The 16,189-nt window shown below is 28.5% G+C and carries 15 protein-coding genes and 1 riboswitch; all 15 genes read left to right on the top strand.

Translation table 11 applies throughout. The annotated features are described in order from the left end of the window. The first annotated feature begins 10 nt into the window (after nucleotides 1-10). Nucleotides 11-760, top strand: a complete 750-nt coding sequence (gene pstB / locus RYM86_RS01975) for a phosphate ABC transporter ATP-binding protein PstB (protein ID WP_315077198.1) — start codon at nucleotides 11-13, stop codon at nucleotides 758-760. Between the two features lie 18 nt (nucleotides 761-778). Continuing rightward, nucleotides 779-1,435, top strand: a complete 657-nt coding sequence (phoU, locus tag RYM86_RS01970) for a phosphate signaling complex protein PhoU (protein ID WP_315077196.1) — start codon at nucleotides 779-781, stop codon at nucleotides 1,433-1,435. A 226-nt stretch (nucleotides 1,436-1,661) separates the two neighbouring features. After that, nucleotides 1,662-2,996 carry a DUF512 domain-containing protein gene (locus RYM86_RS01965; RefSeq protein ID WP_315077194.1) on the top strand — a complete coding sequence of 445 codons (1,335 nt, stop codon included), beginning with the start codon at nucleotides 1,662-1,664 and terminating at the stop codon, nucleotides 2,994-2,996. Continuing rightward, nucleotides 2,996-4,312 (top strand): ribosome biogenesis GTPase Der, encoded by a 1,317-nt coding sequence (gene der / locus RYM86_RS01960; RefSeq protein ID WP_315077192.1) that lies wholly within the window; start codon nucleotides 2,996-2,998, stop codon nucleotides 4,310-4,312. The genes RYM86_RS01965 and der overlap by 1 nt, the downstream gene beginning before the upstream one ends. Before the next feature lie 2 nt (nucleotides 4,313-4,314). Continuing rightward, complete coding sequence (locus RYM86_RS01955; protein ID WP_315077190.1) at nucleotides 4,315-5,307, top strand: NAD(P)H-dependent glycerol-3-phosphate dehydrogenase; 993 nt, start codon at nucleotides 4,315-4,317, stop codon at nucleotides 5,305-5,307. Between the two features lie 148 nt (nucleotides 5,308-5,455). Next, nucleotides 5,456-6,934, top strand: a complete 1,479-nt coding sequence (gene spoIVA, locus RYM86_RS01950; RefSeq protein WP_315077187.1) for a stage IV sporulation protein A — start codon at nucleotides 5,456-5,458, stop codon at nucleotides 6,932-6,934. 159 nt (nucleotides 6,935-7,093) lie between these two features. Beyond that, nucleotides 7,094-7,516, top strand: coding sequence for a PBECR2 nuclease fold domain-containing protein (locus RYM86_RS01945; protein WP_315077184.1), 423 nt, complete (start codon nucleotides 7,094-7,096; stop codon nucleotides 7,514-7,516). Between the two features lie 150 nt (nucleotides 7,517-7,666). Continuing rightward, the gene (locus RYM86_RS01940) at nucleotides 7,667-8,656 is read left to right on the top strand and encodes an asparaginase (protein ID WP_315077182.1); all 990 of its coding nucleotides are present in this window, start codon (nucleotides 7,667-7,669) and stop codon (nucleotides 8,654-8,656) included. A 108-nt stretch (nucleotides 8,657-8,764) separates the two neighbouring features. Beyond that, a riboswitch (purine riboswitch) is annotated at nucleotides 8,765-8,866 on the top strand. A gap of 83 nt (nucleotides 8,867-8,949) precedes the next feature. Continuing rightward, nucleotides 8,950-10,317: an NCS2 family permease gene (locus tag RYM86_RS01935; RefSeq protein ID WP_315077179.1), complete on the top strand. Its 1,368-nt coding sequence runs from the start codon at nucleotides 8,950-8,952 to the stop codon at nucleotides 10,315-10,317. Nucleotides 10,318-10,737: 420 nt separating this feature from the next. Next, on the top strand, nucleotides 10,738-11,619 hold the full coding sequence (locus tag RYM86_RS01930) for a YicC/YloC family endoribonuclease (protein ID WP_315077176.1): 882 nt from the start codon (nucleotides 10,738-10,740) through the stop codon (nucleotides 11,617-11,619). A 13-nt stretch (nucleotides 11,620-11,632) separates the two neighbouring features. Further along, nucleotides 11,633-11,902: an extracellular matrix/biofilm regulator RemA gene (remA, locus tag RYM86_RS01925; RefSeq protein WP_012423656.1), complete on the top strand. Its 270-nt coding sequence runs from the start codon at nucleotides 11,633-11,635 to the stop codon at nucleotides 11,900-11,902. Then, nucleotides 11,902-12,540, top strand: coding sequence for a guanylate kinase (gene gmk / locus RYM86_RS01920; protein ID WP_315077172.1), 639 nt, complete (start codon nucleotides 11,902-11,904; stop codon nucleotides 12,538-12,540). The genes remA and gmk overlap by 1 nt, the downstream gene beginning before the upstream one ends. Then, entirely contained in the window at nucleotides 12,521-12,721 is a 201-nt protein-coding gene (gene rpoZ / locus RYM86_RS01915; RefSeq protein ID WP_003370751.1) for a DNA-directed RNA polymerase subunit omega, read from the top strand. Before gmk ends, rpoZ begins: the two co-directional genes overlap by 20 nt. Nucleotides 12,722-12,741: 20 nt before the next feature. Continuing rightward, nucleotides 12,742-13,920: a bifunctional phosphopantothenoylcysteine decarboxylase/phosphopantothenate--cysteine ligase CoaBC gene (coaBC, locus tag RYM86_RS01910; protein ID WP_315077164.1), complete on the top strand. Its 1,179-nt coding sequence runs from the start codon at nucleotides 12,742-12,744 to the stop codon at nucleotides 13,918-13,920. Nucleotides 13,921-13,983: 63 nt separating this feature from the next. Next, entirely contained in the window at nucleotides 13,984-16,185 is a 2,202-nt protein-coding gene (gene priA, locus RYM86_RS01905; RefSeq protein ID WP_315077160.1) for a primosomal protein N', read from the top strand. Nucleotides 16,186-16,189: the final 4 nt, after the last annotated feature.

Here is a 16,189-nt window from a genome sequence, read left to right as displayed (position 1 = left end):
GAATATAAAAATGAGTATTATAAAAACTAAGAATTTAAATTTATATTATGCTGAAAATCAAGCGTTAAAAGATATAAATATGAATATAAATAAAAATGAAGTTACAGCATTAATAGGACCATCGGGGTGTGGTAAATCAACTTTTTTAAGAACCTTAAATAGAATGAATGACTTGATTGAAATAGTTAGAATAACCGGAGAGGTTTTATTTGAAGATAAAGATATATATAAAGATTATGACGAAATATATTTAAGAAAAAGAGTTGGCATGGTATTTCAAAGACCTAATCCATTTCCTATGTCTATTTATGATAATATAGCATATGGTCCGAGAATTCATGGAACTAAAGATAAAAAAATATTAGATGAAATTGTTGAAAATAGTTTAAAAGGTGCAGCGCTTTGGGAGGAAACAAAGGATAGACTAAAAAAAAGTGCAATGGGACTTTCAGGAGGACAACAACAAAGATTATGCATTGCAAGAACTTTAGCAGTGTCTCCAGAAGTTATTTTAATGGATGAACCAACATCTGCATTAGATCCAATTTCAACGAATAAAACAGAAGAGTTAATAGAGCAACTAAAAAAAGATTATACAGTAGTTATAGTAACTCATAATATGCAACAAGCAGGAAGAATAGCGGATAAAACAGCTTTCTTTTTAAGCGGAGAAGTTATAGAATTTGGAAAAACGGAAGATATATTCTACAATCCTAGGGATAAAAGAACAGAAGATTATATAACTGGTAGATTCGGCTAAATGAAAGGGTGAGAATTAATGACAAGAGAATCTCAAGATACAAGAATTAAAGAAATTAATAGGCAATTATTAAAAATGACAAGTTTAGTAGAAAAGCAAATACATGATAGTATGATTTCTTTAAAAAATCATGACTCAGATATGGCAGATAAAGTTATAAAGTATGATGATAAAGTAGATGATTTACAAAAAATAATAGAAGAAGATTGTATAAAGTTTATTGCTATGGAGCAACCTCTTGCTACAGATTTAAGGAGAGTTTTTACAGCTTCTAAAATAGTAACGGATTTAGAAAGAATGGCAGATCATGCAGTTGATATATGCAAAATAACTAAAAGATTAAATCAGGTGGTATTTAAAGAAAATATCAGTGAGTTATGGGATATGGAAGTAAAGGTTAGAGAAATGATTAATCTGTCAATAGATACTTATATAAAAGATGATGTTGATTTTGCATATAAGGTATGTAAAATGGATGATGCAATAGATGATTTATATAAAAGATTGTTTGGTGTTTGCATAGATGAAATTAAAAAGAATGAAGATTTAATTAACCAAGGTACTCAATTATTATTTGTAATAAAGTATCTTGAGAGAATAGCGGATCATGTTACTAATATATGTGAATGGACTATTTTTTCGAAACATGGAACTTATGTTGATTTAAATGAATAAAAAAGTTGAGGCTAGGAAATGAAATTTTTCCTAGCCTTTATTAATAATAAATTTAGATTATATTCTAAAATACATATTAATCAAACATAGTTTGAATTAAAAGTTTATCTATAGAATAAAACAAATAAAATTGGTTTAAAATATAGTGTTTGCAATAACTAGTCAGTTATTATATAATTAAACGTACTATAAATGAATATAGGATGTTATAATTAGGAGTGAAAAAATGAAGAATATTATAACAAAAGTAGAACAAAGTAGTATTGCTGAAGAAGTAGGAATAGAAGTAAATGATAGTTTAGTATCTATTAATCAAACTGTAATCGGCGATATTATGGATTATAAATTCTTATCAGCAGATGAGGAAATAGTTTTAGAAATAGAAAAAACAAACGGCGAAATTTGGGAAATAGAAATAGAAAAAGAATATGGAGAAGATATAGGTCTTGAATTTGGTGGTGGAATAATGGATAAAGCAAAACGATGCAGTAATAAATGTATTTTTTGTTTTATAGATCAATTACCAACTGGAATGAGAGAAACTTTATACTTTAAAGATGATGATTCTAGATTATCTTTTCTTCAAGGGAATTTTGTTACATTAACTAATATGAAGGAAGAAGATATTGATAGAATAATAAAATATCACATAAGTCCAATTAATGTATCAGTACATACAACAAACCCAGAACTTAGGGTTAAAATGTTGAAAAATAGATTTGCAGGAAACATACTAGAGAGATTAAAAAGATTAACGGATGCGGGAATTACAATAAATGCTCAAATAGTGTGTATACCAAGTATAAATAATGGAAATGAATTAAAGAGAACTATAGAAGATTTATATGAATTTTATCCATTTGTAGCTAGTGTGGCTGTTGTCCCAATAGGAATAACTAAATTCAGAGAAAAGCTTGAACATGTAAAGACATTTACTAAAGAACAATCTGGAAAAGAAATAGAGATGGTTAAAGAGCTTCAAAATAAATTTATGAAAGACGTAAATGAACCTTTTGTAAGATTATCAGATGAATTTTATATAGTTTCTGGCAAGGAAGTTCCTAAAAAGGATTTTTATAAAGGATATGAACAGTTGGAAGATGGAGTCGGTGTTGTAAGATATTTCAAGGATATTATAGATGGAACATTAAATGATTTAAATGAGGATTCTAAAGGGAGTTTTTCAATTGCAACGGGAGTATTAGCTTATGATGAAATTATGAAAGCTAGAAACAAGATTGTGCAAAAGAACCCTAATATAAAATTAGATGTATACAAAGTAATAAACAATTACTTTGGAGAAACAATAACTATAACAGGTCTTTTAACTGGAACTGATATAATAAATCAACTAAAAGGAAAGATAAATACCAAGTATTTATTAATGGCTGATTGTATGTTTAGAAAAGGATATGAATTAGCTGATTCCAGTGAACAAATCATGTTGGATGATTTAAAAATTAGAGATATTGAAGAAGCTTTAGATGTAAAAGTTATAGTAACAGATTACACAGGAGAAGATTTAATTAGTATATTAAATGAATATAAGGAGGAATTTTAATGGGAAAACCGATAGTTGCAATAGTAGGAAGACCGAATGTTGGTAAATCAACATTGTTTAATAAATTAGCAGGGAAGAGAATTTCCATAGTACAAGATACACCAGGAGTAACGAGAGATAGAGTTTATGCTGAGGCAGAGTGGCTAAATTATAATTTCACTATGATAGATACTGGTGGTATAGAACCTACAAATGACGATATAATAATGAAACAAATGAGAAGGCAAGCAAATATCGCTATAGAAACTGCTGATGTAATAGTATTTATAGTTGATGGTAAAGAAGGATTAACTGCTGCCGATCAAGAAGTTGCTAATATGTTAAGAAAAAGCAAAAAGCCAGTAGTATTAGTAGTAAATAAAATTGATTCTTTAAAATATGAAGAAAACAGTTGGGAATTTTACAACTTAGGAATTGGTGATCCAATAACAATATCAGCATCACAAGCATTAGGTCTTGGTGATATGCTTGATAGAGTAGTAGAACATTTTGATAGATTTGATGCTGATGCTGAAGATGATGAATACATCAGAATAGCTATGGTTGGAAAGCCTAATGTAGGAAAATCATCATTAATAAATAAATTATTAGGTGAAGAGAGACTTATTGTTTCTGATATTGCCGGAACAACTAGAGACGCTATAGATAGTTATTTAGAAACAGAACAAGGGAAATTTATTTTAATTGATACAGCTGGACTTAGAAGAAAAAGTAAAGTTAAAGAAGAAATAGAGAGATATAGTGTTATAAGAACATATGCATCAATAGAAAAAGCAGATGTGTGTATACTTATGATAGATGCTCAAGATGGTGTAACAGAACAAGATGAAAAAATAATAGGTTATGCTCATGAGTTAAATAAAGCTATAATGGTTCTAGTAAATAAATGGGATCTTGTTGAAAAAGATGATAAAACTATGGAGAAGTTTAAAAAAGACTTACAAAGTAATTTGAAATTTATGCCATATGCTGAATATTTATTTATTTCAGCATTAACAGGACAAAGAACTCATAAAATTTTAGAATTAGCTAAAAAATGTTATAACAATTACAATAAGAGAGTATCTACAGGAATATTAAATGATGTAATAAGTCAGGCAATATTAATGAAAGAACCACCAATAGTTAGTCTTAAGAGAATGAAGATATATTATGCAACTCAAGTTGCTACTAAACCACCTAAGTTTGTATTTTTCGTTAACGATGCTAGTGCTTCACATTTTTCTTATGAAAGATATTTAGAAAATCAATTAAGAAATAGTTTTGATTTTAAAGGTACTGGTATACAAATCGAGTATAGACAAAGGAAGGAATAGTAATGAATAAAGTAAGTTTTATAGGTGGAGGAAGTTTTGGAACAGCTTTAGCTATACTGCTTGCGGAAAAGGGGAATACTGTAAGTATATACAATAGAGATAAAAAAGTTGTTGATGATATAAATATTAATAGAAGAAATGACAAATATATAAAAAAGTTAGAAATTCCTAGTAATATTAAAGCATTTGATAATTTAGAAAAAGCAACTGAAAATGCTCAATATATTATTCTAGCAATACCATCTCATACAATACGCAGTATTTGCAAACAGTTAAAAAACAAAATAAAAGAAGAAACGATTATAATTTCAATTGCCAAAGGAATTGAAGAACATACTGACAAAAGATTGTCTGCTGTAATTAAGGAAGAGTTAAATAATCCAATTGTTGTTTTATCTGGACCTAGTCATGCAGAGGAAGTAGTATTAAAACTTCCAACAACACTTGTAGTTTCTTCGGAAAATATGAATTCAGCTAGTGAAGTTCAAAATTTATTTATGACTTCTTTCTTTAGAGTTTATACAAATGAAGATTTGGTAGGTGTAGAAGTTGGTGGTGCTGTTAAAAACATAATTGCACTAGCCGCTGGAATTTTAGATGGTTTAGGTTATGGAGACAACACTAAAGCTGCATTGATGACCAGAGGAATGAAAGAAATTTCTAGAATAGGTTCAGCTCTTGGTGGAAGAGAAGAAACTTTCTATGGCTTGACTGGAATGGGAGATTTAATAGTAACATGTACTTCCAATCATTCTAGAAATAGAAAAGCAGGCTTATTAATTGGAAGTGGTATGGACGTAGATAAAGCAATTGAAGAAATAGGAATGGTAGTTGAGGGTGTAAAAGCTTGTAAGGCTTTTTATGAACTAAAAGAAAAAATAGGCGTGTCTATGCCTATAACTGACATTCTTTATAAAGTTTTATTTGAGAAAAAAGATCCTAAATCAGGGATTGAAGAACTCATGCTTCGTGAAAAGAAAAGTGAAATATTTTAATATTAGTCCTAAAAAGAATTTTTTAACCATATAACTGTGTTAATAAAGTCTTTTTAGGACTTTTCTATTTAAAATTTTATTTAATCTGTATATTTTTAGTTTTTTAAGAATATATATATATTGGTAAAAAGAATAAGGAGGGAATAATGTGGACAGTTTTAACATATACAAAGATATAGCTGAAAGAACCCAAGGGGACATATATGTAGGAGTAGTGGGACCAGTAAGAACTGGTAAATCAACTTTTATTAAAAAATTTATGGACCTTATGGTAATACCAAAGATTGATAATACTTATAAGAAAGAAAGAGCGAAAGATGAGTTACCACAAAGTGGTTCAGGTAAAAGTATTCATACAACAGAACCTAAATTCGTGCCAAATGAGGCGGTAGAAATAACTTTAGGAGATGAAACAAAATTTAAAGTTAGGATGGTAGATTGCGTAGGATACATTGTAAAAAGTGCATTGGGATATTTAGAAGGTGAAGAAAGTAAGATGGTACATACACCATGGTATGAGTATGAAATTCCTTTTGAAGATGCAGCAGAAATAGGCACTAGAAAGGTTATCAGTGATCATTCAACCATAGGTCTTGTAATTACAACAGATGGAAGTATTACAGGAATACCAAGAGAAGATTATATGGAGGCAGAAGAAAGGGTTATATATGAGCTTCAATCAATAAATAAACCATTTGTGGTTGTACTTAATACTAATAAACCAAATTCTCAAGAAACAAAAGCATTAAAAAATGAATTAGAAGCAAAATATAATGTGGCAGTAAAAGTGATGGATATATACAATATGGGAGAAGAAGATATAGAAGATTTATTTGAGTATGTACTTAGAGAATTTCCGGTAAAAGAAGTCAATATAAATATGCCAGAATGGTTGGAAAAATTAGATTGTAATCATTGGTTGAAAAAGAACTTCTTTGATGTAATTTTAACTATGAGTAACGAAATTTCAAAAGTTAGAGATGTTAAACATATATTAAATAGTTTTGAAGAAAAAGAATTTATGGGAACAACATCTATTAAAGAAGTTGATTTAGGAAATGGAACAGCAAACATACTTATGAAACCTAAAGATGGTATATTTTACAAGATACTTAGTGAAATATGTGATTTAGAAGTAAATTCAGAAAGTGATCTTTTAAGTATAATAAAGGAGTTAACTCATGCAAAATTAGAATATGATAAGGTGAAAGATGCATTAGAAGATGTCAAAGAATCTGGTTATGGATTGGTAGCACCTCAACTATCAGAAATGAAATTTGAAGAACCGGAGATTGTAAAACAAGGAAGTAAATTTGGTGTTAAATTAAAAGCAAGTGCTCCAAGCTTACACTTTATAAAGTGTGACATAAAGACAGAAATTAGTCCGATAATGGGTTCAGAAAAGGAATCAGAAGAACTTGTAAAGGGATTGTTAGAACAATTTGAAACAGATCCAGCACAACTATGGCAAAGCAACATGTTCGGAAAGTCTTTAGAAGTGCTAGTTAAAGAAGGGCTTCAAAACAAATTATATAAAATGCCAGAAGATGTACAAGTTAAAATTCAAAAGACACTTCAAAAAATTATTAATGAAGGTAATGGCGGTTTGATTTGTATAATTCTTTAACTTTAAGGGATTAATAATTAAAAAGGAGTTTAAAGAAAAGTATCTTTGAACTCCTTTTTAATACATATTAATAAACTTTTATATTAATATTTTAAAATTCATAGAAGGAGTTATCCTAATATTATATAATAAAATAAAGAATATAAAATGAGGGATATCATGAAAAAAATGTATAGAATCTATAAGAAGGTTGGCAATTTAAATATATCTTTAATTGAAGAACTTATAGAATATGACTTTCCATCATCTGTTTATATATCTTCTAGAGTAATAAATCATATAATAAAAAAGCATGGAAAACAATTTACTAAAACAGTTAAAAATCATATAATAAAAATTATGGAAGAAATAATTAGGTGTCCAGATTATATAGGAATAGATCCTTTAAGAAGTAATAGTGGGGCATTAGAATTAGTAAAAAAGATTGATAGTAATATTCTTTTAGCTTTAGAGTATGATGAAGAGGGTCAATATATATATGTAGCAACTATGTATCCTATAACAGAATCTAGAATGATTTCAAGATTGAATAGTGGAAGGTTGATAAGTTGCAATAATGAAGAAACTCAGGATATATTTTAATTAACTAAGAAAGTTTTAATGGAAATGTAGAATATTTAAATATTAACAAAACAATTTAAATGCTCTTGGAATTCCAAGAGTATTTTTATGATAAAAATAAAAAATAATTATATATTATAAAGTAACTATGTTTATATGGAGGAACAATGGATGAAAAAAATAGCAATAATATTTAATGGTGGAACTATATCTATGAAGGTAGATGAAAAAATAAAAGCAGCGGTTCCTAGTCTAAGTGGAGAAGAAATAATGCAAATGGTAACAGGAATTCAGGGCTTTGCTGAAATTGAAAGTCATACATTTTCTAATTTACCATCTCCACATATGACTTCTGAATTAATGCTTGAATTGTCAAATTTGGTTCAAAAATTATTAGACAGAGATGATATAAGCGGTGTAGTAATAACTCATGGAACTGACACTTTGGAAGAAACAGCATATTTTTTAGATTTAACTTTAAATACTGATAAACCAGTGGTTGTTACGGGAGCCATGAGGAGTAGTGATGAATTAGGATATGATGGACCTTTTAACTTAGCTACATCAATATGTACAGTTATTTCTGATAGTGCTAAAAATAGAGGCGTTTTAGTATGTTTTAATAGTGAATTACATAGTGCAAAAGAAGTAACTAAAAGAAATTCAATGGCATTAAATGCTTTTAGTACACCCAATTTTGGGCCAATAGGAATAGTTGATAATAATAGAGTTATATTTTATAGAGAAAATTCTAAATCTACACACGTTAAAATAAATAGTGCAGAAAAAGATGTAGCTTTAATTAAATGTGTTTCTGGTATGGATTCAAAGTTTATAGACTTTGTTATTGCTAATGGATATAAAGGAGTAGTAATTGAAGCTTTAGGAAGAGGAAATGTACCTCCTTTAATGGTAGATGGAATTAAGAGAGCTATTAAAAAAGAAATTCCAGTTGTAATGGTATCAAGGTGCTTTGAGGGAAGAGTATTTGAATCCTATGGATATTTAGGTGGAGGAAAAAATCTTAGAGAATATGGAGTTATATTTGGAGACGTATTATCTGGACAGAAGGCTAGAATAAAATTATTAGTAGCTGTAAATCATAATGATAATTTAATGAAAATAAGAGAAATATTTGAAAAAGGTACATATGAAATATAAAAAACTGAATAAATAAAAACAAATAAAATAAATCGTTCGGAAAAATAAGAAAAAAATAAGAAATTTAGCTTTTTAATATTGACAACGTTCGGATTAAAAAGTATAATAATATTCGTAAAAGGGATAACTCATATAATTGTGATAATAGGGTTCGCAAGTATCTACCAGATTGCCGTAAATAATCTGACTATGAGTAAGACTATATTAATTTCTTATTAATAATTAAGTCGCTATGAGTTATCAAATAAAACTATAGTGGCTTTTTTTATTTGAATAATTTAGGAGGAATAAAAATGCAACAAGAAAAGAAGTCTGGAAAAATATTTGAAATATTTTCTAATGAAAAAGTTGATTTTAAAAAAGAGATAGTAGCTGGGGTAACTACTTTCTTAACAATGGCTTACATAATTGCTGTAAATCCTAATATGTTAAATGCAACAGGAATGCCAAGTGGAGCGCTTGTAACAGCAACTTGTTTATCGGCAGCATTTGCAACGATATTTATGGGGGTATTTGCAAATCTACCTTTTGCGTTAGCATCTGGAATGGGGTTAAATGCATATTTTGCATTTTCAGTTGTATTAGGAAAAGGAATATCATGGGAAGTGGCATTGACGGCAGTATTTGTAGAGGGTATTATATTTATTTTAATGTCATTATTTAAAATTCGTGAAGCTGTTGTAAATGCAATTCCAGAGAATATGAAATATGCAGTTACTGCTGGGATTGGATTGTTTATTGCATTTATTGGTTTTGTAGGAAGTGGAATAGTTATAGACAATGATGCAACACTATTAGGACTGGGGGATTTTACAATTCCTACAGTTACAATTACTTGTGTTGGATTAATAATTATTGCCGTATTAGATAAAAAGAAAATAAAAGGTTCGATTTTAGTTGGGATTTTAGTAAGTACTTTATTAGCTTGGGGATATGCTTTAAAAAATCCATCAGTGGCAGCTGAATTAGGTATATATTTACCAAATGGGATTTTTAAATTTGAAAGTCTTGCTCCTATTGCAGGTAAGGTAGACTTAGGATATGCATTTCATCCAGATAATATAGGATTATTTATAATAGTAGTATGTACATTCTTGTTTGTAGATTTCTTTGATACAGTAGGAACATTAGTAGGTGTTAGTTCAAGAGCTGGAATGCTTGATGAGGAAGGAAAAGTTCCTAATGTAGGAAAAGCACTACTTGCAGACGCCGTTGGGACAACCATAGGAGCATGTCTTGGAACTTCAACAGTAACAACTTATGTAGAAAGTTCAACAGGAGTTGCGGCAGGAGGAAGAACAGGATGGACTGCTATTACAACAGGTATCTTATTCTTAATAGCAATGTTCTTTTCACCAATTTTTATTGCAATACCATCATGTGCTACAGCACCAGCTTTAATATATGTTGGATATTTAATGCTTGGAGCAGCTAAAAATATAGATTTCAATGAAATTACAGAAGGGCTTCCAGCATTTGTGACAATTGCTTTAATGCCTCTTACTTATAGTATTGGAGATGGACTAACATTTGGTATACTATCTTATGTATTTATAAATGTGTTGTATAATCTTTTCTCTAAAAAAGAAGATAAGAAAAAAGTTTCTTGGGTTATGATAATATTGGCATTTATCTTCTTAGTGAAATTAATAGTATTATAATATAGAATTTTTATTTAAAAAATAAAGCGAACTTTCAACTATGGGTTAAAGTTTTAACGGAATAATAAAAAGTATGCATCTAATGTTTAGTATTGAATATTAGATGCATATTTTATTTATAAATAATTGAAGAGTGAAATTTGAAGTTTATATTTAGAAAACTATGTCATTGTAATAAGTGTAATATATAGGTTAAAGGAAGAACAGTGTGGTATTTAGTTAATGATTTTATATTTTTAACTTAAATAATGAACTTAGCAAAAAAATAACTACACAATGAAGAGTAACTATATTTATGAGATAGTTACTTATGAATAAAATTAAATGTGAATAAAATATGAACAAAGAGTTGACTTAAGATAGCAAATTAATTATTATAATTAAAGAATTACTTCTTATAAATGAAGGAGGTGTACTAAAATGGTTAAAAGCATGACAAGTTTTGGGCGTGCTCAAAGTGATAAAAATAGTGGCATGGTTTTTTCAGTTGAAATGAAGAGCGTAAATCATAGATACTTAGATATTAATATTAGAATGCCTAAAACTATGCTATCTCTAGAAGAAAAGATTAGAGGACTAATTAATAGTAAACTAAATAGAGGTAAAGTGGACGTTTTTATAAACTATAAGAGCTATTCAAAAGAAAATATAGAGCCAACAGTTGATGTTAAGCTGGCTAAAAAATACTATGATTGTTTAAAGTTAATACAAGAAGAATTGGATTTGGTAGATGATATAACAACTACTAAGATATCAAGATTGCCTGACGTGTTAACTTTAATTGAAAAGGAAGAAAATTTAGAAGAAATATTAAAAGAACTATTGCCTTTGATAGAAAATTCTATTGATTTAATGAATGATATGAGAATAAGAGAAGGTGAAAAGTTAAAAAATGATATTTTGATGAAAATAGATACAATAGAAAAATTTGTGATAGAAATAGAAAAATTAGCAGATGAAATTCCTAAAAATTATAAACAAAGACTCGAAGAGAGATTATCTGAATTATTAAGTAATGTAGATTTAGATGAATCAAGAATTGCTCAAGAAATTGCAATTTTATCTGATAAAGCAGCGGTTGATGAAGAGATTGTAAGACTTAAAAGTCATTTAAATCAAGTTAGACAAACGTTAGGATTAGAAGAACCAATAGGAAGAAAATTAGATTTTATAATTCAAGAAATGAATAGAGAAGCTAATACTATTGGATCTAAATCAGTAGATATTTGTATGACAAATAAAGTTATAGATATAAAAAATACTATAGAAAAGATAAGAGAGCAAGTACAAAATATAGAATAATAGGAGGAAAAAAATGGGAATAAAATTAATAAACATAGGTTTTGGTAATATAGTTTCTGCTAATAGATTAGTTGCTATTGTAAGTCCTGAATCAGCACCAATAAAAAGGATAATTCAAGAAGCGAGAGATAGAGGTATGTTAATAGATGCTACATACGGAAGAAGAACAAGAGCTGTAATAATAACAGATAGTGATCATGTTATATTGTCAGCAGTACAACCTGAAACAGTTGCTCATAGATTATCTACTAAAGACGAAGTTGTTGACGAGGTCGATGAATAATGAATGATCAAAAGAGAGGACTGCTAATTGTAATATCGGGACCTTCAGGTGCAGGAAAAGGTACGATATGCAAAGAATTACTTGAAAAAAATGATAATTTGTTATTATCAGTTTCAGCAACAACTAGATCACCAAGAAATGGTGAAGTAGATGGTGTTAATTATCATTTTTTATCTAAAGACGATTTTATAACAAGAATAGAAAAAAATGACTTTTTAGAACATGCAGAAGTATATGGAAACTATTATGGAACGCCTAAATCAAATGTAGATAAAATGTTAGATAGTGGTAGAGATGTTATTTTAGAAATAGATATACAAGGTGCATTAAAAGTAAAAGAAAATACAGAAGAAGGAGTATTTATATTTATATTACCACCTTCTATGGAAGAATTAAAACAAAGAATTATAAAAAGGGGAAGTGAAACCCCAGAATCTCTTATGAAGAGATTCAAATCTGCATATAAAGAAATAAATTTTGTTTCTAAATACAATTATGCAGTAGTTAATGATGAAGTTAACGTTGCAGTAGAAAAATTAGAAGCAATAATATTAGCAGAAAAATGCAGGGTAGACAGGTTAAAACATAGTATATTAGATTCAAAGGAGGACTTAATACATGAACAACTCTATGATTAATCCATCAATAGTAGACTTATTAACAAAGGTGGGGGACAGATATTCTTTAGTAATTTTAACATCAAAAAGAGCTAGAGAAATAATCGAAGGTGCAGAGCCTTTAATTAAAGTAGATTCTCATAAACCATTAACAATTGCAATTAATGAAGTAAATGAAGACATTGTAAAATACGAAGAATAATATAAAGGGATTTGGGTATTATGAAAAAGTGTGTGGTATTAGGAGTAAGCGGAGGCATAGCTGTTTATAAGGCTTTAGAAGTAGTAAGCTTACTTAGAAAACAAGATATTGAAGTTAGAGTTATAATGACAAAATCAGCAACTGAATTTGTTACACCACTGTCATTTCAATCACTTAGCCAAAATATGGTTATATATGATATGTTTTCTGAACCAAAAGCATGGGAAATTCAACATATAAGTTTAGCTGAAAAAGCAGATGTTTTTTTAGTAGCACCAGCAACAGCTAATATAATTGGTAAAGTTGCAAATGGAATAGCAGATGATATGCTATCAACAACTATTATGGCAACTAAAGCAAAAGTAATTTTTGCACCAGCAATGAATACTCATATGTATAAAAATCCAATAGTTCAAGGAAATATAGAAAAACTTAAGAGTTTAGGATATGAATTTATAGAACCAGCATCAGGTAGACTTGCTTGTGGGGACATAGGAAAAGGAAAACTTGAAGACCCAAAAGTAATTGTAGATAGAGTGATATCACAATTTACAAAAAAAGATTTAGCTAATAAAAATATTTTAGTTACAGCAGGTCCTACAATATCACCAATAGATCCAGTAAGATATATAACTAATAGATCAACAGGAAAAATGGGATATGCAATAGCTAAAGAAGCTAGAGATAGAGGCGCTAATGTTACATTGATTTCTGGTCCAACTTCATTAGAAGTACCAGCTAATATTAATTTTATTAGAGTTTCTACTAACAGCGAAATGAAAGAAGAAGTAAATAAGTATTTTGATAATTCTGATGTAGTTATAAAATCAGCTGCTGTAGCTGATTATAAAGCAAAAGAATACAGTAATCAAAAGATAAAAAAAGGTGAGGGCGATTTAGAATTAGCTTTTACTAGAGATAATGATATTCTTATGGAGCTAGGAAGCAAAAAGAAAAATCAAATTTTAGTTGGATTTGCTGCTGAAAGTCAAAATTTAAAAGAAAATGCTAAAAGAAAGCTTATGAATAAAAATTTAGATTATATAGTTGCAAATGACATAACAAGTGAAGATACTGGTTTTGCTTCTGAAGATAATAGAGTAATTATTTTATCTAATAAAGATGAAGAAATCCCAATAGATAAAACAAGCAAAAATGAGATTGCTAGCAAATTATTTGATATTATTGGAAAGCGCTAAATGCGCTTTCTTCTTATTATACAAGTATATGTTAATAATGCATCTTAAAAAGGGTGAATTTATATGAGCATTTATGCTGAAATAATTATAAATAGTGATGCAAATGAAGTAGATAGACCATTTACATATAAAATACCAGATGAATTCATGGATAAAGTTGGTGTTGGATATAGAGTTAAAGTTCCTTTTGGAAAAGGAAATAGAAATGTTGATGGTTTTATATTTAGAATTTTAACAGAAGAGTTGGAATTTAAATATAAGATTAAATGTATTGTAGATGTGTGTGAAGACTATGCTATTTTAACAAAATCAGATATTGATCTTATTAATTTTTTGAGAAGCAAATATCTTTGTAAGTATATAGATGGAATAAGACTTTTAATACCTGTTGGCATTATGAAAGGTTTAAAAAATAAAAAAAGACGTGTGATATATACAGCTAAACAATTGGACGATGAGAAATTTAAAAAAGACAATTATATAAAATTATATGAATTTATATCACAAAATGAGGGTTCATTTACTAAAGGTGAAATAACAAAAGAAAATGGATTTTCAAGTTATTCTTTAAATAAATTAATAGAAGCAGGAATTTTAAAATGTGAAGAGCAAGTAGTTTTTAGATATAATATTAAAAGTTATTCTGAATACGCTTCTAAAACATTAACATTAGAACAACAAGAAGCTTTTGATACTATTGTAAATGGAAATGAAAAAAAATATCTCATAAAGGGAGTAACTGGGTCAGGAAAAACGGAAGTTTATATGCACTTAGTAGCTGATATGTTAAAGCAAGATAAGGGATGTATAATATTAGTACCAGAAATTGCATTAACGCCTCAAATGATTGAAAGATTTAAAGGAAGATTTGGAAGTAATATTTCTCTTTTTCATAGTAGACTTTCTGATGGAGAAAGATTTGACGAATGGTTTAGAATAAAAGAAGGTAAATCTAAATTAGTTATAGGGGCCAGAAGTGCTCTTTTTTTACCAATGCAGAATCTAGGATTAATTATAATAGATGAAGAGCATGAAACCACTTATAAATCAGAACAAAATCCTAAGTATAATACTATTGAAGTTGCAGAATTTATTACTGAAATGCAATGTTGTAAGCTTATATTAGGTTCTGCTACTCCAAGTATTCAAAGCTATTATAAAGCTTTGAAGGGGGAATATAAGCTTATAGAGATGAATAAAAGAGTGAATAAAAAAGATATGCCAAGATTTGATATAATAGATATGCGAGAAGAATTAAAATGTAATAATTTATCTTTATTTAGCAGGACTCTTTATAATGAAATTGATAAGAATCTTAAAAACAAAAATCAAACTATTTTATTTCTAAATAGAAGAGGAATGTCAACTTTTATTTCTTGCAGAAGCTGTGGATATGTTTTTAAATGTCCAGAATGTGATGTATCAATGACTTATCATAAAAATGGTTATTTAATATGTCACTATTGTGGAAGAGCAGAAAGAGAACAAAAAACATGTCCAAAATGTAAAAGTAAATATGTGAAGTATTTTGGTGCTGGTACAGAAAGAGTAGAAACTGAAGTGAAAAAATATTTTCCTAAAGCTAGAGTACTAAGAATGGATGTTGATACTACTAGACATAAAAATTCACATGAATCTATATATAATTCATTTAAAAATGGAGAAGGAGATATTTTAATTGGTACTCAAATGATTGCTAAAGGTTTGGATTTTCCAAATGTAACGCTAGTTGGAGTATTAGCAGCTGATATTTCTATAAATATTCCAGATTACAGGTGTGGAGAAAGAACTTTCCAAATCATAACTCAAGTGGCAGGTAGAGCAGGTAGAGGAGAAAAGGATGGATTAGCAATAGTTCAAACATATACTCCTAGCCATTACAGCTTAATACATGCTAAAAATGCTGATTATAAGTCTTTTTTTGATGAAGAAATTAGATTTAGAAGTCTTATGGATAATCCACCATTCACAAAGATATTGGTTATTAATGGAACTTCTAAATTTGAGGAAAAATTGAAAAATTTTATGTATAATTTACAGAAAGAATTGGAAAAGTTAATAATAGGAACTGAACTTACGTTGTTAGGTCCAGTACCTTGCATAATTACCAAATTAAAGGATAAATATCGCTGGCAGATAATAATAAAAGGCAATTTAAGTGATGAATTTAATAAAAAAGTAAAAGATACACTTTATCTATTAAATAAGAGTGTATATAATGAAATAAGGATTAGTTTTGATATAAATCCTAATAATATGACATAGGGGG

It is taken from the genome of uncultured Clostridium sp. (genome assembly GCF_963527835.1).
GTDB lineage: Bacteria > Bacillota > Clostridia > Clostridiales > Clostridiaceae > Clostridium.
Note: the sequence above shows the minus strand (reverse complement) of the source record. Positions and strands in the feature narration are given on the sequence as shown.

Coding starts and splice junctions, on each gene's coding strand:
- pstB (WP_315077198.1), top strand. CDS start 11: ATGAGTATTATAAAAACTAAGAATTTAAATTTATATTATGCTGAAAAT.
- phoU (WP_315077196.1), top strand. CDS start 779: ATGACAAGAGAATCTCAAGATACAAGAATTAAAGAAATTAATAGGCAA.
- RYM86_RS01965 (WP_315077194.1), top strand. CDS start 1,662: ATGAAGAATATTATAACAAAAGTAGAACAAAGTAGTATTGCTGAAGAA.
- der (WP_315077192.1), top strand. CDS start 2,996: ATGGGAAAACCGATAGTTGCAATAGTAGGAAGACCGAATGTTGGTAAA.
- RYM86_RS01955 (WP_315077190.1), top strand. CDS start 4,315: ATGAATAAAGTAAGTTTTATAGGTGGAGGAAGTTTTGGAACAGCTTTA.
- RYM86_RS01945 (WP_315077184.1), top strand. CDS start 7,094: ATGAAAAAAATGTATAGAATCTATAAGAAGGTTGGCAATTTAAATATA.
- RYM86_RS01940 (WP_315077182.1), top strand. CDS start 7,667: ATGAAAAAAATAGCAATAATATTTAATGGTGGAACTATATCTATGAAG.
- RYM86_RS01935 (WP_315077179.1), top strand. CDS start 8,950: ATGCAACAAGAAAAGAAGTCTGGAAAAATATTTGAAATATTTTCTAAT.
- RYM86_RS01930 (WP_315077176.1), top strand. CDS start 10,738: ATGGTTAAAAGCATGACAAGTTTTGGGCGTGCTCAAAGTGATAAAAAT.
- remA (WP_012423656.1), top strand. CDS start 11,633: ATGGGAATAAAATTAATAAACATAGGTTTTGGTAATATAGTTTCTGCT.
- gmk (WP_315077172.1), top strand. CDS start 11,902: ATGAATGATCAAAAGAGAGGACTGCTAATTGTAATATCGGGACCTTCA.
- rpoZ (WP_003370751.1), top strand. CDS start 12,521: ATGAACAACTCTATGATTAATCCATCAATAGTAGACTTATTAACAAAG.
- coaBC (WP_315077164.1), top strand. CDS start 12,742: ATGAAAAAGTGTGTGGTATTAGGAGTAAGCGGAGGCATAGCTGTTTAT.
- priA (WP_315077160.1), top strand. CDS start 13,984: ATGAGCATTTATGCTGAAATAATTATAAATAGTGATGCAAATGAAGTA.